Origin of the sequence: Streptomyces sp. NPDC005931 (assembly GCF_042871235.1) — a bacterium.
GTDB lineage: Bacteria > Actinomycetota > Actinomycetes > Streptomycetales > Streptomycetaceae > Streptomyces.
Genome location: NZ_JBIAIG010000004.1, coordinates 647920 through 670936, shown reverse-complemented (window position 1 = coordinate 670936; position 23017 = coordinate 647920). Strand labels below are relative to the sequence as shown.

Here is a 23017-nt window from a genome sequence, read left to right as displayed (position 1 = left end):
TCCGCCGTCTGCGCGCCGGAACCCATGGCTCGGCGCCCGGCTGCGTCGCCCCGGGCGCCACCCCGGATTCAATCAGGTTCGCACGCCCCGGCGCAGAGGACGGGTCAGCGGGCCGTGCGGGAGGAGGCCGTCGGCGAGGGGGCCGGTGCCGTCGCTGGGGCGGGGGCGGTGAGCAGGCCGGGGTTCTTGATCCCGTCCGCCGGTGCCCAGGTGGGCAGGCCGAGCTGCGCGGTCGTGGCGAGCGGGCGTATCAGCGGCGACACCGCCGCCGCACCGGCCGTCATCGGGGTGGTCAGGTCGTGGTGGCCGTCGGAGGCCGATGCGCCGGGCAGCAAGGGTGCGGAGACCGAGCTCGGGGTGACCGGGGTGTCCCCGAGCACGCCCTGGCCCTGCAACTGGCCCAGCAGCGGTGCGGACCCGCGGCGCCGCTGGGACTCGGGCGTCGCCGCCGCCCCCGCGCCCTGTGTGCGCGTCGGTGTGACGTTGCTGCCCTTGCCGGAGCCGCCGCGGGCCTCGGCGTCGCCCGGCGCCCCCGCGGTGGTGACGCCACCGAGGGCGATCGCGGCGAGCGACACCGCCCCGGCGGCCACAAACGCGAACCGCAGGCCGCGCGAGGACGGCCGGTCCGCCTCCTGGCGGCCGACGTCATGGATGCGGAAGCCACGGCCCGCCGCCGAGAGCTCGGGGGTGTGCCGCCGGGACGGCTCGTAGCCGAAGTCGAAGCGCTCGGGCCGTTTGGCGCCGAAGACGCCGGACGCCGCGCCGAACCGCCCAGCTGTCCCGCCGGGCAGGCCGCCCCCGGCCGGCGGTGAGCCGCCGCCGAGGTCACCGCCCGCCGGAAGACCCTGGAGGCGGGCCAGCAAGCTCTCCGAGGGCGGCGGAGGAGCCGCCTCCGCGAAGACGTTCTTCAGGCGGCGCTGCGCGTCCACCTCCGCCTTGCACTTCGCGCAGGTGGCGACATGCGCCAGTACGCGCTCGCGCGCGTCATGACCGAGCTCTCCGTCCACCAGGGCGGAGAGTCGGTCTCCCAGGTGCTGCTCTGCGAGGTGTCCCTCGGAAGACTTCGGTCGTGAACCGCTCACGCGCTCGCGCCCCCTCCTCCCAATGCGGGAACACGCGGCACGAAGGGGCGGCGCTCCGCGCGTGCCTGCGGTGAGCGGTGCGCGAGGGCCTTGCGCAGCTGGGAGCGCCCGCGGTGGATCCTGGAGCGGACCGTGCCGAGCTTGACGCCGAGGGTCGCGGCGATCTCCTCGTAGGACAGTCCCTCGATGTCGCACAGGACGACCGCCGCGCGGAACTCGGGGGCGAGCGTGTCGAGGGCCTGCTGGACGTCCGCGTCGAAGTGGGCGTCGTTGAAGACCTGCTGGGGGGTGGGCTCCTTGCTGGCCAGCCGCTCCGCCGCGTCCTCGCCGAGCGCGTCGAATCGGATGCGCTGCTTGCGGCGGACCATGTCCAGGAAGAGGTTGGTGGTGATGCGGTGCAGCCAGCCCTCGAAGGTGCCCGGCGTGTACGTCGACAGGGAGCGGAAGACGCGGACGAAGACCTCCTGGGTGAGGTCCTCGGCGTCGTGCTGGTTGCCGGTGAGGCGGTAGGCGAGCCGGTACACCCGGCCGCTGTGCATGCTGACGATCTCCTCCCAGGTGGGCGGAGTCCACGCCTGCCCGTCCGCGTCGGTGGAGAAGCTCGCGGTTTGGGCCGGGTCGCCGGCGTGGCTGTGGTCAGCAGCGGTGTCGTTCACGGATTTCGGCCTGCCCGCCGACCCGAGGAAGCGCCGGAGCACTCCTCCCCGGTCCACAGGCGCAGCCGCACCTCCCCTGTCGGCTCTGGTGGTGTCCAGTGGAGCCCCTACCATAGCCACCTCGCCCGTTAGCTCCGGATAAGCGGTTTTACGAGAATTTGATCTGGGCTGCCACGGCTCGTACGGCTGCGTCAGCACTTGCTCGGCGTCCTCGTCCACTGTCTGCCCCCCGTCGCGGCACGCGCCACTTGCTCATCCCTTTAAACGACCGGTCCCATCTGCGGGTTCCCGACGCCAACGGATACAGTCACGCCGAGGCAACCATGGGGACAGGAGAGGGTCATTACCGCCAACCGGCAGACGAGCTGGGCGTTCGCCGACGCCTATGTCGCCGAGGACGAAGCGCTGCTCTGGGCCCGTGACCGGGCCCAGGAGGCAGGGCTGCGCTCGGTGTCGCCCGGCACGGGCGCGGCCCTGCGCCTGCTCGCCGCCACCGTGGACGCCAAGGCGGTCGCCGAGATCGGCACCGGCTGCGGTGTCTCGGGGATCCATCTGCTGCACGGGATGCGGCCGGACGGCGTACTGACGACGGTCGATCCGGAGCCGGAGCACCAGCAGTTCGCCCGTCAGGCCTTCCGCACCGCGGGTTTCGCCAGCAACCGGGCCCGGTTCATCCCCGGCCGCGCCCTGGACGTCCTGCCGCGGCTCGCGGACGCCGGATACGACCTGGTCTTCTGCGACGGTGACCGCCTGGAGTACCAGGACTACCTCGCTGAATCGTTGCGCCTGCTGCGTCCCGGGGGCCTGGTCGCCTTCGAGGGGGTCTTCGCGCACGGCAGGACCGTGGACTCCGGACCGCAGCCCACGGAGGTGGTGCGGCTGCGGGAGCTGCTGCGCGCGGTGCGGGAGAGCCAGGAGCTGGTGTCGTCGCTGCTGCCGGTGGGCGACGGGCTGCTGTGCGCGGTGAAGCGGTAGCGGGATCCGCTGCCACCCGGACAAACAGCCGCCCCGGCACCGAGGGCGGCACCGGGGCGGCTGAAAGGGTATGGTCGCTTGCGCGTCAGCCGACGACCTTCTTGAGGGCGTCGCCGAGCGCGTCGGCCTCGTCCGGGGTCAGCTCGACGACGAGCCGACCGCCGCCTTCGAGCGGAACGCGCATGACGATGCCCCGCCCCTCCTTGGTCACCTCGAGCGGGCCGTCACCCGTTCGCGGCTTCATGGCCGCCATGCTCGTTCCCCTTCCTGAAACCCAGCTCAACCGTCTAAGCCGACGGCCCACTGAAGGGCACCTGCGGTCCTTGTCACAGGACACACGCCACCGGCATCGAACACATTGCTTCCAGGCCATTATCCCGCATCTCAGGACCCGATGACCAACATCGGTCGGCATCGCTTGGGCAACGTCCGCGAGCAAAACCACTCAATTCGGCGATGTGACTGCGATACTGCGCCGCCGCACACAGATCCACCCGACGAAAACGGCCGGGAATTCTTTGACGCAGGTCACACGTCCGGTGCGTTTCCCGGCCGGTGAACTCCGTCATGCTGTCCTGCAGACAACGGACGTACCCGTGGGTACGTCCCAGCCGCCACACGGAGGGGATACGCCATGGCCGACACCGTGCTCTACGAGGTGAGCGACGGGCTCGCGACGATCACGCTGAACCGCCCGGAGGCGATGAACGCGCTGAACGTCGCGACGAAGGTCGCCCTCCGGGACGCGGTCCGCTCCGCCGCGGACGACGACGCCGTACGGGCCGTGCTGCTCACGGCGGCCGGTGACCGGGCCTTCTGTGTGGGACAGGACCTCAAGGAGCACATCGGTCTGCTGGTGGCCGACAAGGAGACCGGCTCGAGGGAGACCATGACCACGGTGCGCGAGCACTACAACCCGATCGTCAAGGCGCTGGTCGGGGCGGCGAAGCCGGTGGTCGCCGCGGTGAACGGGGTCGCGGCGGGCGCCGGCTTCGGTTTCGCGCTGGCGGCGGACTACCGGATCGTGGCGGACACGGCGGCCTTCAACACGTCGTTCGCCGGGGTGGCGCTGACCGCGGACTCCGGCATCTCGTGGACGCTGCCCCGCGTGATCGGCCCCTCGCGCGCCACCGACCTGCTGCTGTTCCCGCGCAGCATCTCGGCGCAGGAGGCGTACGAGCTGGGCATCGCGAACCGGCTGGTCCCGGCGGCCGAGCTGCGCGCGGAGGCGGAGAAGGTGGCGCGGGCGCTGGCCGAGGGCCCGACGGTGGCGTACGCGGCGCTGAAGGAGTCCGTGGCGTACGGGCTCGACCACTCCCTGGAGGAGGCCCTGGAGAAGGAGGACGAGCTCCAGACCCGGGCGGGCTCCTCCGATGACCACGCCATCGCGGTGCAGGCGTTCGTGAACAAGGAGAAGCCGAAGTACCTGGGTCGCTGAGCGCGGCCGGGGCGGGCGGGGCGACGGCCCGGGCCGGACCGGCCCGCTCCGTCACCGGGCCCGGGGCTCACCGCCGACGGGCCACGCAGTTCGCCACATGGTCGTCGACCAGGCCGCACGCCTGCATCAGGGCGTAGGCCGTGGTCGGGCCGACGAAGCGCAGGCCCCGCTTCTTCAGGGCCTTGGACAGGGCCGTCGACTCCGGGGTGACCGCGGGAACCTCGGCGAGGGTCCGGGGAACCGGGCGGGCGGCCGGGTCGGGGGCGTGGGACCAGATCAGGGCGTCCAGGTCGCCGGGGGCCCACCCGGCCAGCACCCGGGCGTTGGCCAGGGTGGCGTCGATCTTGGCGCGGTTGCGGATGATCCCGGGGTCGGCCAGCAGGCGCTCGCGGTCCGCGTCGGTGAACTCCGCGACCGACGCGATCTCGAAGCGGGCGAAGGCGGCGCGGAAGCCGGGGCGGCGGCGCAGGATCGTGATCCAGGACAGGCCGGACTGGAACGCCTCCAGACTGAGCCGTTCGAAGAGGGCGTCGTCGCCGTGGACCGGGCGGCCCCACTCCTCGTCGTGGTACGTCACGTAGTCCGGGGTGGCCAGCGCCCAGGGGCAGCGCGGGGCGCCGTCGGGGCCGGTGAGGGCGGCGCCGTCGCTCACCGCTGTTCACCCTCCGCGTGCGGGGCGGACTTGTCCATGGAGACGTGGGCCGCGGCGGCCCGGGCGCCGGCCAGCGCGGACTCCAGGTCGGCGATGCGGGCGTCGCGCTCGGCGATCTCGGCGGCGAGCCGGCCGAGGGCCTCGTCCACGTCCGCCATCCGGTAGCCGCGGGCGGTGAGCGGGAAGCGCAGGGCGTCCACGTCCTCCCGGTTGACCGGCCGGTCCGGCGGCAGCGGGTCCCGCAGGCGCTCGGGGGCGACGTCGGGCAGCGGGCCGTTCTCCCCGCCGCCCACCACGGCGAGGGTCACCGCGGCGACCACGACGGCCAGCGCGACGACCAGGAACAAGAACATAACCATCGCTTGAGCCCCCACGTCGGAGTGTGCCGGAGTCGGATGTGTGGCTCCGATCGTGCCATGCGAGTCTGACAGTCGGGGCCGCAGGCGGGCAGCGGCGGCCGAGGACGGACGGGTGAGGAGAGGTCACAGGGGATGCTCAGGCTGGGCAGGCGGGAATTCGAGCCGCACGAGCCGGTGGTCATGGCGATCGTGAACCGGACGCCGGACTCCTTCTACGACCAGGGCGCGACGTTCCGCGACGAGCCGGCGCTCGCCCGCGTGGAGCAGGCCGTGGCGGAGGGGGCCGCGATCATCGACATCGGCGGGGTGAAGGCCGGGCCGGGCGAAGAGGTGAGCGCCGAGGAGGAGGCACGGCGGACGGTCGGTTTCGTCGCGGAGGTCAGGCGGCGCTTCCCGGACGTCGTGATCAGTGTGGACACCTGGCGGCACGAGGTCGGCGAGGCCGTGTGCGAGGCGGGGGCGGACCTGCTGAACGACGCGTGGGGCGGGGTCGACCCGCGGCTCGCGGAGGTCGCCGCGCGGTACCGCGTCGGGCTGGTGTGCACCCACGCGGGGGGCGCGGAACCGCGGACCAGGCCCCACCGGGTGACGTACGAGGACGTCATGGCCGACATCCTCGGGGTGACCGTGGGGCTGGCGGAGCGGGCCGTCGCGCTGGGGGTGCCGCGGGAGTCGGTGCTGATCGACCCGGGGCACGACTTCGGGAAGAACACGCGGCACAGTCTCGAGGCGACACGGCGGCTGGACGAGATGGTCGCCACGGGGTGGCCCGTCCTGGTGTCGCTGTCCAACAAGGACTTCGTGGGGGAGACGCTGGACCGGCCGGTGAAGGAGCGGGTGCTGGGGACGCTCGCGACGACGGCGGTGTCGGCGTGGCTGGGGGCGCAGGTGTACCGGGTGCACGAGGTGGCGGAGACCCGGCAGGTGCTGGACATGGTGGCGTCGATCGCGGGCCACCGCCCGCCGGCGGTGGCCCGGCGGGGGCTGGCGTAGGGGCGGAGCCCCCGGGTTGCCGAGCGGCCGCCGCAGGGACTTCGTCCCTGCCCGCCCCGCCGGGGGCCCGGCCCCGAACCCCGCCACGCACTCCGCCCCTGCCCCGGGGGCCTTCGTCCCTCCCCACCCGACTCGCTCGGGCGGGGGCCGGCGGCGGGGGGGCTCGGTGGGCCGAGGGGCGTGAGCCCCTGCCTCAGCGCCCCGCTTCCTTCGAGACCAGGGCGACCGCCTCGTCCACGTCGTCCGTGACGTGGAAGAGGAGGAGGTCCCTCTCGGCCGCCTTGCCCTGGGCGATCACCGTGCCGCGGAGCCAGTCGACCAGGCCGCCCCAGTACTCCGTGCCGAACAGGACGATGGGGAAGCGGGTGACCTTCTGGGTCTGGACCAGCGTCAGGGCCTCGAACAGCTCGTCCAGGGTGCCGAGTCCGCCGGGCAGGACGACGAAGCCCTGGGCGTACTTGACGAACATCATCTTCCGGACGAAGAAGTAACGGAAGTTCAGTCCGATGTTCACATAGGGGTTGAGCCCCTGCTCGAAGGGCAGTTCGATCCCCAGGCCGACCGAGGTGCCCTTCGCGTCGCACGCACCCTTGTTGGCCGCCTCCATGGCCCCGGGACCGCCGCCCGTGATGACCGCGAAGCCCGCCTCGACCAGGCCCCTGCCCAGCCGGACCCCGGCCTCGTACTCGGGCGAGTCCACCGGTGTGCGCGCGGAGCCGAAGACACTGATGGCACTCGGGAGTTCGGCGAGCGTGCCGAAGCCCTCGATGAACTCCGACTGGATGCGCAGCACCCGCCACGGGTCGGTGTGGACCCAGTCCGCGGGGGCGCGCTCGTCCAGCAGCCGCTGGTCGGTGGTGCTCGCCTGGACCTGGTCGCGCCTGCGGAGGACCGGTCCCAGCCGCTGCTCCTCCGGCGGCTTCCGCTTCCCCTCGGGGTTGCCGGTGGCCATGTGCGCTCCCTCCGTTCGGGGTCTCCCCCACTCGGCGGGGCCGGGCGCGGGGAGGTCGTTCCACCTCAGCGTAGATCTACGCGGGTTACGTGCGGGGGACGTCAGCATGTCCGCGAAACTGCGTCCTAAACGCCGCGGAAGCCCGCCGGGCCTCACGCGGTCAGCCAGTCCCGCAGCCGCTCCTCCCCCGCCAGGATCTTCACCGTGTCCACGCGTTCGTCCCGCTTGTGCGCCAAGTGGGGGTTCCCGGGGCCGTAGTTGACCGCCGGGACGCCGAGCGCCGAGAAGCGGGAGACGTCCGTCCAGCCGTACTTGGGATGCGGGGTGCCGCCGACCGCCTCGATGAAGGCCGCGGCGGCCGGGTGGGACAGCCCGGGCAGGGCACCGGGGCTGTGGTCGTCGACGACGAACTCCTCGACCCCGCAGTCCGCGAACACCTCGCGCACGTGGGCCAGCGCCTCCTCCTCCGTGCGGTCGGGCGCGTAGCGGAAGTTGACGGTGACGACGCACTCGTCGGGGATGACGTTGCCCGCGACACCGCCCGAGATGCCGACCGCGTTCAGGCCCTCCCGGTACTCGAGGCCGTCGATCATCGGGTAGCGGGGCTCGTAGGAGGCGAGGCGGGCGAGGATCGGGGCCGCCGCGTGGATGGCGTTGGAGCCCATCCAGCCGCGGGCGGAGTGGGCCCGCTCGCCCTTGGTCCTCAGCAGCACCCGCAGCGTGCCCTGGCAGCCGCCCTCGACCTGGCCGTCGGAGGGTTCCAGGAGGACCGCGAAGTCGCCGTGCAGCCACTCGGGGTGGGCCTCGGCCACGTGCTTGAGGCCGTTGAGCTCGGCGGCAACCTCCTCGTTGTCGTAGAACACGAAGGTCAGGTCCCGGTTGGGGGCGGGCACCGTGGCCGCGATGCGCAGCTGGACGGCGACGCCCGCCTTCATGTCGCAGGTGCCGCAGCCCCACAGTGTGCCGTCCGCGTCGAGCCGGGAGGGGACGTTTGCGGCGATCGGGACCGTGTCGATGTGGCCGGCGAGGATCACCCGTTCCTGCCGCCCCAGCGTGGTGCGGGCCACGACGTTGTTGCCCAGGCGGTCGACCGTCAGGTGCGGCAGGGCACGCAGGGCGGTCTCGATCGCGTCCGCGAGCGGCTTCTCGGTTCCGCTCTCGGAGGGGAAGTCGACGAGCTGCGCGGTCAGGCGCGCGGCGTCCAGCGTGAGGTCAAGCGGGGTGTCGGCCATGCCGTCGACCCTAACGCGCCCGGGGGACCCACGGCCCGCGCCCGGCCAGGAGCCACTGTGCGCACCCGGCTCACGGGCTCCCGTACTCTCCAGTACCTTGTACGCGTGCCAGAGCCGTCCCTTCCTCCCCAGCGTCGCGGCCGCCTCTTCCGCTTCGGAGCGGGCCTCGTGGTGCTGCTCGCCCTCGCCGGTTACCTGGTGGTGCAGTACGTCACCGGGGGCACCGGCGGACCGGGCTGCAAGGTCGTCTCCGGCAAGGGCGACGGGGCGACGTACGAGTTCTCGCCCGAGCAGGCGGTGAACGCGGCGACGATCACCGCCGTGGGCACCGCGCGCAACCTGCCGGATCGGGCCGTGACGATCGCGCTGGCGACCGCGCTCCAGGAGTCGGCGCTGCGCAACATCGACCACGGCGACCGCGACTCGCTCGGCCTGTTCCAGCAGCGGCCCTCGCAGGGCTGGGGCAGGCCGGAGGAGATCATGGACCCGACCTACGCGGCGGGCAAGTTCTACGACCACCTGGTCGAGGTGCCGGGCTACACCCGGCTGCCGCTCACCGTCGCAGCCCAGCGCGTGCAGCGCAGCGGCTTCCCGCAGGCGTACGCCAAGCACGAACCGGACGCCACGCTGCTGGCCGCCGCGCTGACCGGGCGCTCACAGGCCACGCTGACCTGTGCGGGCCGCCCGGCCGCGACCCGGGCGGCGGGCGCGGACACGGTGCGCGCGGCGCTGGTCCGGGACTTCGGGCGGGACGTGCTGGAGCCGGCCGGCGCCGACGGGGGCGACGCACCGGATCCCTCCCCCGCTCCAAGGGAGCGGACCGCCGACGGCGGGCGGACGGTGACGCTGCCGGTCGCAGCCGGGGCCGGGGACGGCGCGGACCGGAACGCCGGGGCGCGGGGCTGGCAGCTGGCGCACTGGGCCGTGGCCCATGCCTCCGAGCTGCACATAAAGAGCGTCGCGTACGCGGGGCGGGAGTGGACCGCCGGGCACACCGACAGCCAGTGGCGCACCTCCGACGCGAAGGGCTCGCAGGACGGGGACGAGGGTCCCGGGGCCGTACGGATCACGACCGCGCAGTAGTACGGGCGCTCACCCGCAGGCGTAATGCGCGGCTGGGGCCGGGGAGGCCGGGCGAGGCTTTTCGCCCGGGCGTCGGCGGGCACGGAAAAACCGTTGGGCCAAAGGGCTGCAAGGATTCGGCGCCCCTTTCCGGCCGCGGCCTTTGCGCCGTTTCCACCGCAGCCGATAATGCGACGCATTGCCAACTCTTTACGGCGGATCGCCGCAACCTTCGCGCCGTTCGCACGGTAGTCACTGCGTCCGTTGCCCGGAGATCGGCAGCCGGTCGATCACGTTACGGGCACGGCTCGACACTTCACCGTCATCCCCGTCGAAGGAGCACCATGTCCCTCCCCCTGACCCGCCGGATCGCCCGTACCGCGCTGCTCGTCGCTGCGGGAGCGGCCGCCGGGATCGGTGCGGCCGGCTCGGCCGCCGCGGCGGCCGAGCTGCCGGCCACCCCGAACCTGGGCGCGCCGACCGCCCTGGACGGGGCGGCCGGAGACCCCGCGGGCAGCGTGACGCGGACCGTCAACCAGACCGCGGCCGATGCCGACAAGGTGGTGCCGGGCACCCACCGGACCCTCCAGCAGACCTCGCCGACCGTGAAGAAGCTGCCGGTCGAGTCCCTCACCGAGGGCGGCTCGCCGGCCCGAACCCTGCCGGTCGAGGACCTGCCGCTGCGCTGACCGGTCGCGGCGCGGACGCCGGCGGGGCCCGGGGCATCCTCCCCGGGCCCCGCCCGTCGTCCGGTGCGGGGGCGCGTGATGCGCCCGGCGCCGGGGCGCTTTACGCGGACAGGCGCTTCACCGCGGCCCGTACCCGCTCGTCCGTGGCGGTCAGGGCCACCCGGACGAACCGCTCGCCCGCCGGGCCGTAGAAGTCGCCGGGTGCGACCAGGACGCCGCGTTCGGCGAGGTGGGCGACCGTGTCCCAGCAGGACTCGTCGCGCGTGGCCCACAGATAGAGGCTGGCCTCGCTGTGCTCGATGCGGAAGCCGTGGCCGAGCAGCGCCTCGCGCAGCGCCGCGCGCCGGGCCGCGTAGCGCTCGCGCTGGACGCGCACGTGCTCGTCGTCACCGAGGGCGGCCACCACCGCGGCCTGGGTCGGTGCCGAGGTCATCATGCCGCCGTGCTTGCGGATCTCCAGCAGCGGACCGAGCACCGCCGGGTCGCCGGCCAGGAAGGCGGCCCGGTAGCCGGCCAGGTTGGAGCGCTTGGACAGGGAGTGCACGGAGACGATGCCGTCGTAGGAGCCCCCGTTGACGTCCGGGTGCAGCACCGAGACGGGGTCGGTCTCCCAGCCCAGCTCGATGTAGCACTCGTCGGAGAAGACCAGCACGCCGTGCTCACGGGCCCACACGACGATCCGGGTCAGCTCCTGCCGGGACAGCACCCGGCCGGTGGGGTTGGACGGGGAGTTCAGCCAGAGCAGCTTCAGGTTGGACGGGTCGAGCTCGGTCGGGTCGTCGTAGACCTCGTACTCCGCGCGGGCCAGACGCGCGCCGACCTCGTACGTGGGGTACGCCAGGCGCGGGTGGGCCACCTTGTCACCGGGACCGAGGCCCAGCTGGGTGGGGAGCCACGCGACCAGTTCCTTGGAGCCGACGATCGGCAGGACGTGGCGGTGGGTGACGTCCCGGGCGCCCAGGCGGCGCTCCAGCCAGCGCGTGATCGCGTCACGCAGTTCCGGGGTGCCCCAGACCGTGGGGTAGCCCGGGGAGTCGGCCGCGGCGATCAGGGCCTTCTGGACCGGCTCGGGGACCGGGTCGACGGGGGTGCCGACGGAGAGGTCGACGATGCCGTCCGGGTGCGCGGCGGCCGTCTTCTTGTAGGGCTCCAGCTTGTCCCAGGGGAAGGTGGGCAGCCGGTCGGAGACTGCGGACACGGGTACGGGCTCACTTTCTGGTACGGCAAACGCCTCGGTCCCGTGCGGCGACCGGAGCGATCGGGCCGTACGGGGCCGAGGCGAGGCGTGTCCCCCGGGTCCGGGCGGGCCGGGTGGCCGGGGGACGGAGGCGCGGGCCGGTTACGGGATCACTCGCCCTGCGGCGGCAGCGCGGCGATCAGCGGGTGGTCGCGCTCGATCAGGCCGAGCTTGCTCGCGCCACCGGGCGAACCGAGCTCGTCGAAGAACTCGACGTTCGCCTTGTAGTAGTCCTTCCACTCCTCCGGGACGTCGTCCTCGTAGAAGATGGCCTCGACCGGGCAGACCGGTTCGCAGGCACCGCAGTCGACACATTCGTCCGGGTGGATGTACAAGGACCGCTGGCCCTCGTAGATGCAGTCGACCGGGCACTCCTCGATGCACGCCTTGTCCTTGACGTCGACACAAGGCTGCGCGATGACGTAGGTCACGCTGTCGTTCCTCCTCGATAGGGCGCTGGCGGGCCTCCTCAGGCTCCGCCGCCTGGCGCGCGGGAGCGCGGCGTCGTCGATGCCCGCCCCTAGTATCTCCGTTCCTGGGCATGATCCGAACAGGAGGGGTGAACTGACCTGTGGAATTCTCTGCCGCCGGGCACCTCGAGGTCCGTATCACCACTGCTGACGTGGGAAAACGGGTCTCCGTACGGAGCTTGATCGAACATGGTCCTCAGGGTGAGAAGTTCACCGACACGGTCGGTGTTCTCACATCATGGGACAACGGTGTGCTGCAGATCACACGGAAGAGCGGCGAAAGCGTCCGGATCGCGGAATCCGCGCTGGTCGCGGGCAAGGTGGTGCCGACGGCCCCGGCGCGCCGCCGGGGCCTTCCCGCCGCCTCCTACGAGGAGCTGGCACGGGTCGCCGCGCGGGCGTGGCGGCCGGTGGAGAGCGAGCGGCTGGGCGAGTGGGAGCTGCGGGCGGCCGGCGGGTTCACCCGGCGGGCGAACTCGGTGCTACCGCTCGGCGACCCGGGCGTGCCGCTCGACGAGGCGCTGGCCGTCGTGCGCCGCTGGTACGCCGACCGGGGTCTGCCCGCCTACGTCCAGACCGCGACCGGCGCCGAGGGCACCCAGGAGCTGCTGTGCGCGGAGCTGGAGCGGCGGGGCTGGGTGCGGGAGGTGACGGCCGAGCTGTGGACCGGGGGGCTGGCGCGCGTCGCCGACCCGGGGACGGAGCCCTCGGGGGTCGAGCTGTCGCGGGAGGCCGACGAGGCGTGGCTGGCGCGGTACCGGCGCAAGGGGGCCGGTGAGGTGGCCCTGAAGGTGCTGGCGAGCGGCCCCTCGGTGTGGTTCGCCACGGTGCCGGGAGCGGGCGGGGTGCCGGCCGCCGTCGGACGGTGCGTGGTCGACGGGCGGTGGGCCGGGTTCGCCGCGGTCGAGGTGGACCCGGTCGAGCGGCGCCGGGGCCTGGCGACGGCGGTGATGGCCACGCTGGCCCGGCGGGCGCTGGACGAGGGCGCGTCGGCCGCCTGGCTCCAGGTCGAGGACGACAACGCGGGCGCGCGGGCGCTGTACGACGGGATGGGCTTCGCCCCGCACCACGCCTACCACCACTACCGGATCCCGGACGCGTCGGCTCCGGGCGGTATCGGATCGCCGTGAGAGGGCACGAACCGGCTATGCGTCCCCTCTTCCCCCCACCGCCCGAGCGCTCCGCCGAGCTGCGGCGGCGGTTCGCCGAGGAGGCCCGCTCCGAGCGGCCCGACCTGTCCACCCTGTGCCTGCTGGTGGGCGCGGAGGCGGACGGCACGCTCGACGAGGCGGGCATGGACGGCGCGCAGGTGGAGCTGGACCGGCTGGCCGGGCGGCTGCCCTACCGGCCGGGGGCACCCGGCGCCTGGGCGCACGCCCTGCGGGAGCTGCTGGGCGGGCGGTACGGCTTCCACGGCACCCCGGGCGACTACCGGCGCCTGGAGTCGTCGCTGCTGCACGAGGTGCTGCGGCGCCGGCGCGGGCTGCCGATCCTGCTGTCGGTCGTGTGGCTGGAGGTGGCCAGACGCGTCGGCGCGCCGGTGTACGGGGTGGCGCTGCCCGGGCACTTCGTCGTCGGGTTCGGGGAGGCGGAGGAGCAGGTGCTGGCCGACCCCTTCGCCGGCGGCCGGGTGCTCACCGGTGCCGACGCGGAGCTGCTGGTCGTCGGGGCCACGGGGGCGCCGCTGGACGCCTCCATGCTGACCCCGGCCGATCCGCTGGACGTCGTCCTGCGCATCCTGAACAACATCCGCGCGTGGGCGGCGGCCCGGCCGGAGCGGTCCGACGTGTCGCTGTGGGCGGTGGACCTGTCCCTGCTGCTGCCCTCCCACCCGGCGCGGCTGCGCTACGAGCGGGCCCAGCTCCTGGTTCAGCGCGGCGACTTCCTGGACGGCGCGGACGAGCTGGAGGCGTACGCGGAGATCCTGGCGGCGGTCGACGGGCCGGCGGCGGAGCGCGTGCGCGGGCAGGCGCGGGCGGCGCGGGCTCTGCTCAACTAGGCTGCCGCCGGCACGCGGGGAGGGCGCCCGGTGTTCTCCGGGCGCCCCGTCCGAATCGGGCGCGTATCAGCTGGGGTCGGTTTCGATGACCGCGAGCCGGTCGGTCTTGCTCATCAGGGCCGGGCGCAGGGCGACGTACACGTCCTGGGGGGTCACGGGAGTCTTCTCGCCGTTGCCCCGGGTGATGAGGACGCCCTCGAACGCCTGGCCGTAGAGCTCCTTCAGGGCGTCGAGGTCGGGCTTGTCGACCAGCTTGCCGTTGACGGCCTCGACCCGGAGGAACTTCCACAGCGAGTTCTGCGGGCTCATCGGGACGCGCCGCGACGGGTCGGTCTGCACGGTCACGTTGGCCGACATCGCCGGCTCGGCGAACTCCTTCATCATGCGGTCGACCTCGGCCTTGGAGACCTTGGGCTGCCGGGTGGTCGTCGCGACCGTCACCGGGGAGGAGGAGCCGGTCTCCACCTGGGTGCGGTACGCCTCCTCCACCACGTCGGTCGCCTTGTCGACGTCGATGCCCTGGCCCGCCTTGGGGTACACGGGGACGGCCCGGCCGGACTCGAAGGTGATCGATCCCTCGGTCACCGAGCCGGTGCCACCGGCGGCGTCCTCGAGGGCGGCGTGCAGCTTCTCCTCGTCGACGGGCATGACGGGCTCGACGACCCGGTGGTTGCCGAAGAGCGAGCCGATCACGGAGACCGGGTTGTAGTCGCTCTTGGCCGCGGCGCCGACGGTGGCGTCGGTGTCGAACTGGAGGCCCGCGTTGTCCGGCTGGAGCGCGACGGTCCTGCCGCCGACCGACAGCTTCAGAGGCTTGTTCAGCCGCTCCTGGAGGGCCTCGTCGAGCTTCTGCACGGCTTCGTCACGCGTGCCGCCACCGATGTCCACGCCGAGCACGGTGGTGCCCTTGGGCACGTCGGAGTGGTTCATCAGCAGGCCGGCGCCGTAGGCGACACCTGCGAGGAAGAAGGCGCCGGCGCCGAGCAGGACGAGCTTGTTGCGGCCCTTCTTCTTCGGCGGCTTCGAGGAGCCGGCGGGGGGCGGGGAGACCGGCTCGGGCAGCCTGGGCGGCGTGTGCGCCAGCGGTCCGACCCCGGGGACGCCGGTGCCGGGCGCGCCGGCGCCGAAGGCCGCGCCCGGCGGGACGACCGGGATGCCGCTGGTGACGGTGTGCCCGGAGACGTTGTCGTGGCGGGGGCCGTGGCCCGGGGCGCCGCCCGGCTCGGGGGCCGGCTTCTGCGGGGTGAGGATCGCGGTGTCGTCGCTCAGGCCACCGGGGGCGGCGGGGCCGCCGGGGCGGCCCGGCTCGTCGAAGCCCGCGGGGATGCCGGGACCGCCCTGTGCGCCAGGAGCACCGGGGCCGCCGGAGGCGCCCGGTCGGCCCACTTCGCCGAAGCCCGCGGAAGCACCGGGACCACCCTGGACGCCCGGGCCCGACGGGACGCCGGGGCCCGCCTGGGCACCGGGGGCCGTCCGAGCGCCGAGAGCACCGGGGCCACCGGGGCCGCCGCCGGCCGGCGGTGTCCTGACGATCTCGCCGGTGGCGGGACCGCTCGTCGGGCCGGCCGTGGTCCGGGGGCCACCGGGGTGGCCCTGGGCGCCGTGGCCGGGCCGGCCGGACGGATCGGTCCGGCCGGTCTGTCCCGCCCGGCCGTGCGTGCCGTCCGCGCTGCCCGCGCCGTCGCCACCGCGCGGCTCACCGCTGCCCGCACCCGGGCGGGAACCTGCCGAGAGGGCCTCGGTCACGTCGAAGGAGCCGGTGCCGCCACCGTGCCCGGGAGCCACGGGGCCGCCGGTCGCGCCGGTGAGACCCGAGCCGCCGGGGCGGGAGCCGGGCCGGGGACCGCCCGGCACGCTCACGGACCCGACCACGCCGCCGGGACGCCCGCCGCCACCCGGCCGCGTACCCGCGGAGGTGCCCTGCGCCGACGCACCCGGGGCCGCGGGACCGCCGGTTGCACCGCTGCCGCCGGCCGCGCCCGCCGAACCGCCCGGCTGTCCCGCGCCGTTGGTGGAGCCGCCGCCCGGAGCGCCCGCACCGGGGCCGGAAGTGCCCGCACCGGGCTTGCCGCCCCCCTTGCGCGGCGCGAACCAGTCACTGGCCGGCTTGTCCTCCGCCGGTTCCTGGGCCGCGGGCCCGGAGGACCGGTCGGGCTCGGCCGAAGACCCGGCCGGACGCGGCGACATGGCGGGCGTTCGGGACGTAGGGGGCGCCGTGGACACCGTGGACGCGGCGGAAGCCGACGCCGGGGCCTCGGTGTCGCCCTTGCCGCCCTCGGTGTCCGTGACGGGCTTGCGCACGACGACCGGTGGAATGGGCCTGGATCCGGGGATGTTGATCCGGATCCTGGTCGTCAGCGTGGTCTCGGTCTTGCGTTCCTCCGGCCGCGTGGCCGAACGGCCCGCGCCCGTCCCGTCGTCCGGAACCACCGGGATCCCGTAGGGCGGCGTGCCCGACGGGTAGGCGGCTCCGCCGCGCCCGTTGGGCCCGGAGGACGGGGTGTCAGTTTCACGACTCAAGGCAGGTTCTCCCGGTTGGCTCCGCCGCCCGTCACGACCTCACGGTTGGGGGTCCCCCCCAGCTCGAGCGAAGCCGAGAGTTCGGGGAGGCTCGGCGGCGCGCACCACCATACTGGCCATGTCCGATCCGTATCCCGGGACCGCCGGGGAAACCCACACCGGACCCGCACGCCCGTTCCGCGGTGAAGTGGTACGTCACTTGCCACGTCGGACCGGGGCCCCGTCCCGTTGCCGTCCCGGAGCGAAGGTGGCGCAGATCACAGCGACACCGATGCCGCCGAGCAGGAAGAGGTAGGAGCCGCTGCCCGCGGCGAACAGGAAGTCGCCCTCCGGGCGGCTGGCGGTGAGCAGGATGACGGCCAGCGCCCAGCCCGTGGCGGAGGCGACCGCCCCGCCCCGGCCGCGCATCGCTCGGGCCGCTCCCAGGCAGAGCCCGGCCTCGCCCGCGAGGGCCAGCAGCAGTCCGCCCGGGAACCAGCCGGGCTGCACCAGCGCCCCGGCCACACCGACCACCGCGCCGAGCACGAACAGGCCGAGGTAGGCGGTGATCCGCCCGGCGGAGGGCGGGCGCAGCGGCTGGGCGAGCGCGGGGGTGTTCCGGTCGGTCACGACGCCTCCCCGAGGCCGGCGAACAGGTCGCTCTCCCGCCCGTCGGGGCGCACACCGCGCACCAATTCGTAGTACTCGGTGGTGAACAGGGGCTGGGCGAGGTCGTTGGAGAGCACGAAGTACGGTTCGGCGACGGTGATCTGGGTGGCGTGGGCGCGCATCGCGGCGGCCTTGGCTGCGGCGTGCGCGGTGCCGTCGATCTCGGTGGTGATCCGCTCGTCGGGGACCACGCCCGGTACGTCGTCGACGCCGGCCGCCTTGGCGAAGGGCAGGCCGGGCAGGTCCTCCCGGAGGCGGACGAACGCCTCCTCGGCGACGGAGCGGGGCACGCGGTTCCAGTAGACCTTGGGGACGTCCCAGCCCGCGTCGGCGGCGAGTTCCACGGCGCGCATGGCGACGCGGTGGGCCTGAACGTGGTCGGGGTGCCCGTAGCCGCCGTTGTCGTCGTAGGTGACGAGGACCTGGGGGCGTACGTCGAGGACGGCCTCGGCGAGCAGTCCGGCCGCCTCGTCGACGTCGGCCTGCCAGAAGCAGCCGGGGTCGTCGTTGTCGGGCAGGCCCATCATCCCGGAGTCGCTGTAACGCCCGGCGCCGCCGAGCAGCCGGGCGTCCCGGACGCCGAGTGCCCGCACGGCCTCCCTCAGCTCGCCCAGACGGTGCTGCCCGAGGGCGGCACCCGTGAGGTGCGCGAGGTCCGGCGGAATGACCTCGCCGCGCTCGCCGAGGGTGCACGTGACCAGGGTCACATGGGCTCCCTCGGCGGCGTACCGGGCCATGGTGGCGCCGTTGTTGATCGACTCGTCGTCCGGGTGGGCGTGCACCAGCAGCAGACGCCGGGCGGGCAGTTCCGTCATGGGCTCCACCCTACGAGGAGAGGTCCTCGCCTCACCGCGCCCCTTGCCCTGCCCTGGCTCCCGCCCTCGTCCCGGTAGCGCGGGAGGGCGTCCGTAGAGATGGTCCACTCCCCGACGAAGGGTGTCGTCCTCTCGCCGTCTGCGCCCAGGGGCAAGGATCGTCACGTTCGTGCTGGGCGGCCATCCTGGAGGTCGGTTCGGCAGTCGCGGCAGCGGCCGGGGTGGGGCGCACGGAAGGCGCGGTCGCAGCCCTCGCAGGTCTGCAAGGGTGCCGTACCGGCGGCGGGGCGTCCGGCCGGGTCCTGGGCGGGGGCACGGGCGGGAGCTGGACGGCGAGGCGGTGGGCCAGGAGGGCGGCGGGACGCCGCAGGCCCTCGGACGGCAGATCGGCGGTCAGGGCGTGGCGAACGGCGGCGGGCGTGACGTCCCGCTCCAGCCAGGCGGCGACGCCGGGGGCCAGGTGGGCGGTGTCGCAGGCGGACAGGAGCAGTCGGGGGTCGTGGCGGCGCAGGCCCGCCAGGAGGTCGGTGGCGGCCTGGAGGAGTCCGGGGCCGGAGTACGCGGGGCGCGGCACGGCGGGGAGCGGCTTGCGGGCCCGCTTCTCGCGTGGCGGCAGTGCCGCACCCTCCTGGCACGGCTGCTGCGGCTCCGGGGTTTCCGCACGGCGGCGGACGGCGGCCGGCTGGTTGCAGGAGATCGTGCGGGTGACGATCCGGCCGGACGGCGTGCGGACGCGTTCGCGGCGGAGATAGCCGTGGGTCTCCAACTCGCGCAGGGCGGCGGCGATACGGGTGGCCCCCCTCGGGGAACCGTGCGGCGAGGCTCTTGATGTCGGCGGCGGCGCCCCGGGGCAGCGACTGGAGGTGCACGCCGAGCCCGATCGCGAGGAGCGAGAGCTCCCGGTGCTGGGCCAGGTGGTTGCCGACCACCGTGAAGCGGGTGGTGTGGCGGGCGTTGTCGTGCTGGACCCCTCCGGTGCGGTGCACCGTGCCGGGCCGCCGGTTCGGGTGCTTGTCGCCCGCAACGCGGTCCTGCCCGTGCGGGGGCACGCTAGGGTTCTGGATACCCCATCGGGAAGCTCTACCTTCCTCGGTGGTCAGGCCCTCGCACTGGGATTGTCCGTCCCGGCGGGGGCCGTCTCATGTCTGCGGTTGTGGTGGTGCGTTGCGCCGAGCGTCGGTCCTCGGGGGCCGCGAGATCAGCCGGTTCGGTGAGGTTCACCCGCCCGAGTGAGCGCGACCACGGGCGGGAGGGGTGGGGCTTGGAGGGGTGCTTTCTCCCCCGGGTCCTTTGTCCTTCAGCCGCCGACGGCACCGGATCGCGCGGGGTCGGGTTCCGGTGCCGTCGATTTCCCGGATCACGTGACTCGCAGTGGCCGGACGGAACTACGGTGATGGGTCATCGCGGCGCTGCGTAGAGTGACCGTCCCCAGCGTGTCCGGGTGTTCGGACTGTCGGTACGGCCCTACGGGACGGGGCGCGGCACCACGGAACGGCACCACGGGAGGGCACACATGTCGGTGGACGGTGAAGCGGTACGGGTCAGGGCCGGTGCGGAGGAGACGGACGAGCCGGGGTGGGAGGTGGACCCGGACGACGACTGGGCACTCGCCGTGGTGGCCACCGTGGGACGGCAGTTGAAGCTGCGCCGGGAGGCCGCCGGCATGCGGGTCCCCCAGTTCGCGGTGGCCGTCGGCTACGGGGAGGACCTCGTCTACAAGATCGAGTCGGGCAAGCGGATCCCCCGGCCCGAGTACCTGGACACGGCGGACGAAGTGCTGTGCGCCGGGGGCCTGGTCGCGGCGATGAAGGAGGACGTGAAGAAGGTCCGGTACCCGAAGAAGGTACGGGATCTGGCGCAGATGGAGGCGCGGGCGGTTGAGCTCCAGCTCTATGACCCCCTCAACATCCATGGGCTGTTGCAAACGCCTGACTACGCACGTGGGCTGCTCCAGATGCGGCGCCCTGCCTACTCGGCGGAGGAGGTGGAGCGGTTCATCTCCGCACGTGTGGCCCGCAAGACCGTGTTCGAACGGGATCCTGCACCTGAACTGAGCTTCGTCCTCGAGGAATGGACGCTTCGGCGTCCACTGGGCGGCAGGGCGAGACTGCGTCACCAACTGGAACACCTGCTTGAGGTGGCGCGCCTGCGGAACGTCGAACTACAGGTGATGCCGATGGACCGCGAGGAGCACGCCGGCCTGGCAGGCGGCATCGAAGTGCTGAAGTTCGACGACGGCTCGATGGTGGGGCGTTCACCGGCGGTCGCCAACGGCCGACCGGTCTCCGAACCCAGGCAGCTCCGTATCCTGGAACTGCGCTACGGCATCATCCGGGCGCAGGCCCTCACTCCACGTGAGTCGGCTTCATTCGTCGAACAACTGCTGGGGGAGACATGAGTCGCACGACCTCGTCCGGGGACGCCTCCGACCTGGCGTGGTTCAAGAGCAGTTACAGCAGCAGCAGCGAGGGCGACTCGTGCGTCGAGGTCGCCACGGCACCCTGCACCGTCCACGTCCGTGACTCGAAGGACATCGAGGGCCCGCGTCTGTCGTTCGCCCCCTCCACGTGGGTCCACTTCGTGCCGTACGCGGTCCAGGACTGACCCGGCACGCGGCACATGGCTCCGGCCGGGGCCCGGGGCTTGCCTCGGGCCCCGGCCGGACGACGCGTCGCTCAGAACTTGATGCTGCCGATCATCCCCGCGATGTTCGTCGTGAGCTCACTGATCGTGGGAGCGACCGTCGACGAGGCCAGGTAGAAGCCGAGGAGCATGCACACGACGGCGTGCCCCGTCTTCAGCCCGGACTTCTTGACCAGCAGGAAGACGATGATCGCCAGCAGCACCACCGCCGAAATCGAGAGTGCCACGGCGGCTCACCTCCAAAGATCCCAGGACGACGGGGGAGTAGAGATATGGGGGCAGATAAATCCACACAGCGGGCAGCAGGTTCATACCCACTGTGCGCTAGGGATCATAACTATCCGTACGTGCGCATCGATCGGCGCACGGCCGCACAAGGGGGCGCATGGCCAATATGGTCGGGGCATGACGACCGAGGCTGACTCCTTCCCCCGACGGCATGCCCGTACCCAGCGCTTCACGCTCGGCGCGCCGCGTTCGTTCACCGTGGCGCCCGACGGTTCGCGGGTCGTTTTCCTGCGCTCCGCTTCCGGTACGGACCGGGCGAACTCCCTGTGGGTCCTCGACACCGAGGAGGGCGGTGAACGGGTGGCGGCCGACCCGCGCGCTCTCCTGGGCGGGACCTCGGAGCGCCTGTCGGCCGAGGAGCGGGCGCGGCGCGAGCGCAGCCGCGAGGGCGGTGCCGGCATCGTCGGCTACGCCACCGACGGGGCCGTGGAGTTGGCCTCTTTCGCCTTGTCGGGGCGGCTTTTCACGGCCGAGCTGCGGGCCGGCACGGCGCGTGAACTGCCCGCCGCGGGGCCGGTGATCGATCCGCGTCCGTCGCCCGACGGGCGGCACGTCGCCTATGTCGCCCGGGGTGCGCTGCGGGTGGTGGGCGCCGAGGGGGAACGCGACCGGGCCCTCGCGGACCCGGAGGCGGAGAACGTCACGTACGGATTGGCCGAATTCGTCGCGGCCGAGGAGATGGGGCGCTCACGGGGCTTCTGGTGGGCTCCGGAGTCGGACCGGCTGCTGGTGGCCCGGGTGGACGACACGCCGGTGCGGCGGTGGTGGATCTCCGATCCGGCACAGCCCGAGCGGGAGCCGCAGCGGGTGCCGTACCCGGCGGCGGGTACGGCGAACGCGGAGGTGCGGCTGTTCGTGATCGGGCTGGACGGAGAGCGCACGGAGGTCGTCTGGGACCGGGCGCGGTTCCCGTATCTGGCGCGTGTGCACTGGTCAGCGGCGGGTGCGCCGCTGCTGCTGGTGCAGGCGCGCGACCAGCGCGCCCAGCTGTTCCTGGCGGTGGACCCGGACACGGGGACGACGCGGATGGTACATGCCGACGAAGATCCAACTTGGCTTGATCTTTTCCCCGGGGTGCCGTGCTGGAGCCCCTCCGGGCAGCTGGTGCGGATCGCCGACGAGGGCGGTGCCCGGCGACTGGTCGTGGGGGAACGCCCGCTGACGGGACCCCAGTTGCACATCCGCGCGGTGCTGGACGTGTCCGACGACGACGTGCTGGTCTCGGCGTCGGCGGGCGAGGAGGCGGCCGATCCGGAGATCGGTGAGGTGCACGTCCACCGGGTGAACGAACTCGGCGTGGAGCGCGTCTCCCAGGAGCCGGGAGTGCACTCGGCGGTGCGGGCCGGGGGTGTGATCGTGCTGGTGTCCGCGACGCCGGAGCGGCCGGGGTCACTGGTGCGGGTCCTGCGTGACGGGAAGCCGGCGGTGACGGTCCGGTCCTGCGCCGAACATCCCGGTATGTCCCCCCGCGTGCTGCTGACCCAGGGGGGCGCACGCCGCATTCCGTGCGCCGTGCTCATGCCTCGGGACTACGCGGGTGACACCCCCCTGCCGGTCCTCATGGATCCCTACGGCGGTCCGCACGGCCCGCGCGTCCTCGCCGCGCACCATCCGCATCTGACCTCGCAGTGGTTCGCCGACCAGGGCTTCGCGGTGGTCGTCGCCGACGGCCGCGGCACCCCGGGCCGCTCCCCCGCCTGGGAGAAGGCGGTCCACCACGACTTCACGCTCAGCCTCGACGACCAGGTGGAGGCCCTCCAGGACCTGGCGAGGTCGCACCCCCTCGACCTGTCGCGGGTGGCCATCCGCGGCTGGTCCTACGGCGGTTACCTGGCGGCGCTGGCCGTGCTGCGCCGTCCGGACGTCTTCCACGCGGGCATCGCGGGTGCACCGGTGACGGACTGGCGGCTGTACGACACGCACTACACCGAGCGGTACCTGGGCGACCCGGCCGTCCATCGGGCGGCGTACGCGAAGAGCAGTCTGGTCACGGACGAGGGGCTGTCCTCCCCCGCCGAACCGCACCGCCCGCTGATGATCGTCCACGGCCTGGCCGACGACAACGTGGTCGTCGCCCACGCCCTGCGCCTGTCGTCCGCCCTGCTGGCCGCGGGCCGCCCGCACGAGGTCCTGCCGCTGTCCGGCGTCACCCACATCACCCCCCAGGAACAGGTGGCGGAGAACCTGCTGCTGCTCCAGGTGGACTTCCTCCGGCGCACCCTCGCGCACCCGCGCAAAGAGGGATGAACCTCGTTAACGTGCAGGCAACTTGACGGAAGCGGTACCGATATACGGACACGGCAGGCT

General features: G+C 73.3%; 23 protein-coding genes and 1 pseudogene. 10 read left to right on the top strand and 14 right to left on the bottom strand.

The window, feature by feature from the left end; all coding sequences use genetic code 11:
* Window positions 1-104: 104 nt before the first annotated feature.
* Together ACFYOV_RS14130 and sigE are read right to left on the bottom strand one after the other, a co-directional pair.
* Window positions 105-1082 carry an anti-sigma factor family protein gene (locus ACFYOV_RS14130; RefSeq protein ID WP_389086959.1) on the bottom strand — a complete coding sequence of 326 codons (978 nt, stop codon included), beginning with the start codon at window positions 1080-1082 and terminating at the stop codon, window positions 105-107.
* Window positions 1079-1852 carry an RNA polymerase sigma factor SigE gene (sigE, locus tag ACFYOV_RS14125; protein ID WP_389086956.1) on the bottom strand — a complete coding sequence of 258 codons (774 nt, stop codon included), beginning with the start codon at window positions 1850-1852 and terminating at the stop codon, window positions 1079-1081. The genes ACFYOV_RS14130 and sigE overlap by 4 nt, the downstream gene beginning before the upstream one ends.
* A gap of 162 nt (window positions 1853-2014) precedes the next feature.
* On the opposite strand from sigE, the gene ACFYOV_RS14120 reads away from it, so the two are divergent.
* A complete protein-coding gene (locus ACFYOV_RS14120; protein ID WP_389087111.1) occupies window positions 2015-2713 on the top strand; it encodes an O-methyltransferase in 699 nt (232 codons plus the stop codon).
* 85 nt (window positions 2714-2798) lie between these two features.
* Here the strand turns inward: ACFYOV_RS14120 and ACFYOV_RS14115 are convergent, their stop codons facing one another.
* Window positions 2799-2966, bottom strand: a complete 168-nt coding sequence (locus tag ACFYOV_RS14115; protein WP_003966491.1) for a DUF3117 domain-containing protein — start codon at window positions 2964-2966, stop codon at window positions 2799-2801.
* Window positions 2967-3347: 381 nt separating this feature from the next.
* Here ACFYOV_RS14115 and ACFYOV_RS14110 point away from each other — a divergent pair, with 381 nt between their 5' ends.
* Window positions 3348-4151, top strand: a complete 804-nt coding sequence (locus tag ACFYOV_RS14110) for an enoyl-CoA hydratase/isomerase family protein (protein WP_389086954.1) — start codon at window positions 3348-3350, stop codon at window positions 4149-4151.
* Window positions 4152-4218: 67 nt separating this feature from the next.
* Here the strand turns inward: ACFYOV_RS14110 and ACFYOV_RS14105 are convergent, their stop codons facing one another.
* Window positions 4219-4803, bottom strand: a complete 585-nt coding sequence (locus tag ACFYOV_RS14105; RefSeq protein WP_389086951.1) for a DNA-3-methyladenine glycosylase I — start codon at window positions 4801-4803, stop codon at window positions 4219-4221.
* A complete protein-coding gene (locus ACFYOV_RS14100) occupies window positions 4800-5162 on the bottom strand; it encodes a DivIVA domain-containing protein (protein WP_389086949.1) in 363 nt (120 codons plus the stop codon). The genes ACFYOV_RS14105 and ACFYOV_RS14100 overlap by 4 nt, the downstream gene beginning before the upstream one ends.
* A 132-nt stretch (window positions 5163-5294) precedes the next feature.
* On the opposite strand from ACFYOV_RS14100, the gene folP reads away from it, so the two are divergent.
* Window positions 5295-6155 carry a dihydropteroate synthase gene (folP, locus tag ACFYOV_RS14095; RefSeq protein WP_389086946.1) on the top strand — a complete coding sequence of 287 codons (861 nt, stop codon included), beginning with the start codon at window positions 5295-5297 and terminating at the stop codon, window positions 6153-6155.
* 193 nt (window positions 6156-6348) lie between these two features.
* Here the strand turns inward: folP and ACFYOV_RS14090 are convergent, their stop codons facing one another.
* Together ACFYOV_RS14090 and dapE are read right to left on the bottom strand one after the other, a co-directional pair.
* Entirely contained in the window at window positions 6349-7107 is a 759-nt protein-coding gene (locus tag ACFYOV_RS14090) for a TIGR00730 family Rossman fold protein (RefSeq protein ID WP_389086944.1), read from the bottom strand.
* A gap of 152 nt (window positions 7108-7259) precedes the next feature.
* Window positions 7260-8339, bottom strand: coding sequence for a succinyl-diaminopimelate desuccinylase (dapE, locus tag ACFYOV_RS14085; protein WP_389086941.1), 1080 nt, complete (start codon window positions 8337-8339; stop codon window positions 7260-7262).
* A gap of 105 nt (window positions 8340-8444) precedes the next feature.
* Between dapE and ACFYOV_RS14080 the strand changes: the two genes are divergently transcribed.
* Both ACFYOV_RS14080 and ACFYOV_RS14075 read left to right on the top strand, forming a co-directional pair.
* On the top strand, window positions 8445-9422 hold the full coding sequence (locus ACFYOV_RS14080; RefSeq protein ID WP_389086940.1) for a heavy metal transporter: 978 nt from the start codon (window positions 8445-8447) through the stop codon (window positions 9420-9422).
* 323 nt (window positions 9423-9745) lie between these two features.
* Entirely contained in the window at window positions 9746-10090 is a 345-nt protein-coding gene (locus ACFYOV_RS14075; protein WP_389086937.1) for an ATP-binding protein, read from the top strand.
* Window positions 10091-10190: 100 nt separating this feature from the next.
* Here the strand turns inward: ACFYOV_RS14075 and ACFYOV_RS14070 are convergent, their stop codons facing one another.
* Window positions 10191-11288, bottom strand: coding sequence for a bifunctional succinyldiaminopimelate transaminase/glutamate-prephenate aminotransferase (locus ACFYOV_RS14070; RefSeq protein ID WP_389086935.1), 1098 nt, complete (start codon window positions 11286-11288; stop codon window positions 10191-10193).
* Between the two features lie 149 nt (window positions 11289-11437).
* Window positions 11438-11758, bottom strand: a complete 321-nt coding sequence (gene fdxA, locus ACFYOV_RS14065; protein WP_361294155.1) for a ferredoxin — start codon at window positions 11756-11758, stop codon at window positions 11438-11440.
* A gap of 140 nt (window positions 11759-11898) precedes the next feature.
* On the opposite strand from fdxA, the gene ACFYOV_RS14060 reads away from it, so the two are divergent.
* Window positions 11899-12927: a GNAT family N-acetyltransferase gene (locus ACFYOV_RS14060; RefSeq protein ID WP_389086932.1), complete on the top strand. Its 1029-nt coding sequence runs from the start codon at window positions 11899-11901 to the stop codon at window positions 12925-12927.
* Between the two features lie 17 nt (window positions 12928-12944).
* Window positions 12945-13796 (top strand): tetratricopeptide repeat protein, encoded by an 852-nt coding sequence (locus tag ACFYOV_RS14055; RefSeq protein ID WP_389086930.1) that lies wholly within the window; start codon window positions 12945-12947, stop codon window positions 13794-13796.
* A gap of 66 nt (window positions 13797-13862) precedes the next feature.
* Here the strand turns inward: ACFYOV_RS14055 and ACFYOV_RS14050 are convergent, their stop codons facing one another.
* From ACFYOV_RS14050 to ACFYOV_RS14035, 4 genes and pseudogenes are all read right to left on the bottom strand, one after another.
* Window positions 13863-16316 carry a hypothetical protein gene (locus tag ACFYOV_RS14050; protein ID WP_389086927.1) on the bottom strand — a complete coding sequence of 818 codons (2454 nt, stop codon included), beginning with the start codon at window positions 16314-16316 and terminating at the stop codon, window positions 13863-13865.
* Between the two features lie 195 nt (window positions 16317-16511).
* The gene (locus tag ACFYOV_RS14045) at window positions 16512-16925 is read right to left on the bottom strand and encodes a DUF6113 family protein (RefSeq protein WP_389086925.1); all 414 of its coding nucleotides are present in this window, start codon (window positions 16923-16925) and stop codon (window positions 16512-16514) included.
* Entirely contained in the window at window positions 16922-17779 is an 858-nt protein-coding gene (gene mshB / locus ACFYOV_RS14040; protein ID WP_389086923.1) for an N-acetyl-1-D-myo-inositol-2-amino-2-deoxy-alpha-D-glucopyranoside deacetylase, read from the bottom strand. The genes ACFYOV_RS14045 and mshB overlap by 4 nt, the downstream gene beginning before the upstream one ends.
* Window positions 17780-17940: 161 nt before the next feature.
* Window positions 17941-18828 (bottom strand): annotated as a pseudogene (locus ACFYOV_RS14035) (helix-turn-helix domain-containing protein).
* 464 nt (window positions 18829-19292) lie between these two features.
* Here ACFYOV_RS14035 and ACFYOV_RS14030 point away from each other — a divergent pair.
* On the top strand, window positions 19293-20177 hold the full coding sequence (locus tag ACFYOV_RS14030) for a helix-turn-helix domain-containing protein (RefSeq protein ID WP_389086921.1): 885 nt from the start codon (window positions 19293-19295) through the stop codon (window positions 20175-20177).
* Window positions 20174-20383 carry a DUF397 domain-containing protein gene (locus ACFYOV_RS14025; RefSeq protein WP_389086918.1) on the top strand — a complete coding sequence of 70 codons (210 nt, stop codon included), beginning with the start codon at window positions 20174-20176 and terminating at the stop codon, window positions 20381-20383. The genes ACFYOV_RS14030 and ACFYOV_RS14025 overlap by 4 nt, the downstream gene beginning before the upstream one ends.
* 71 nt (window positions 20384-20454) lie before the next feature.
* On the opposite strand, the gene ACFYOV_RS14020 is transcribed toward ACFYOV_RS14025, so the two are convergent.
* Window positions 20455-20649: a hypothetical protein gene (locus ACFYOV_RS14020; protein ID WP_389086916.1), complete on the bottom strand. Its 195-nt coding sequence runs from the start codon at window positions 20647-20649 to the stop codon at window positions 20455-20457.
* A 178-nt stretch (window positions 20650-20827) separates the two neighbouring features.
* Between ACFYOV_RS14020 and ACFYOV_RS14015 the strand changes: the two genes are divergently transcribed.
* Window positions 20828-22957 carry a prolyl oligopeptidase family serine peptidase gene (locus ACFYOV_RS14015; RefSeq protein WP_389086913.1) on the top strand — a complete coding sequence of 710 codons (2130 nt, stop codon included), beginning with the start codon at window positions 20828-20830 and terminating at the stop codon, window positions 22955-22957.
* Window positions 22958-23017: the final 60 nt, after the last annotated feature.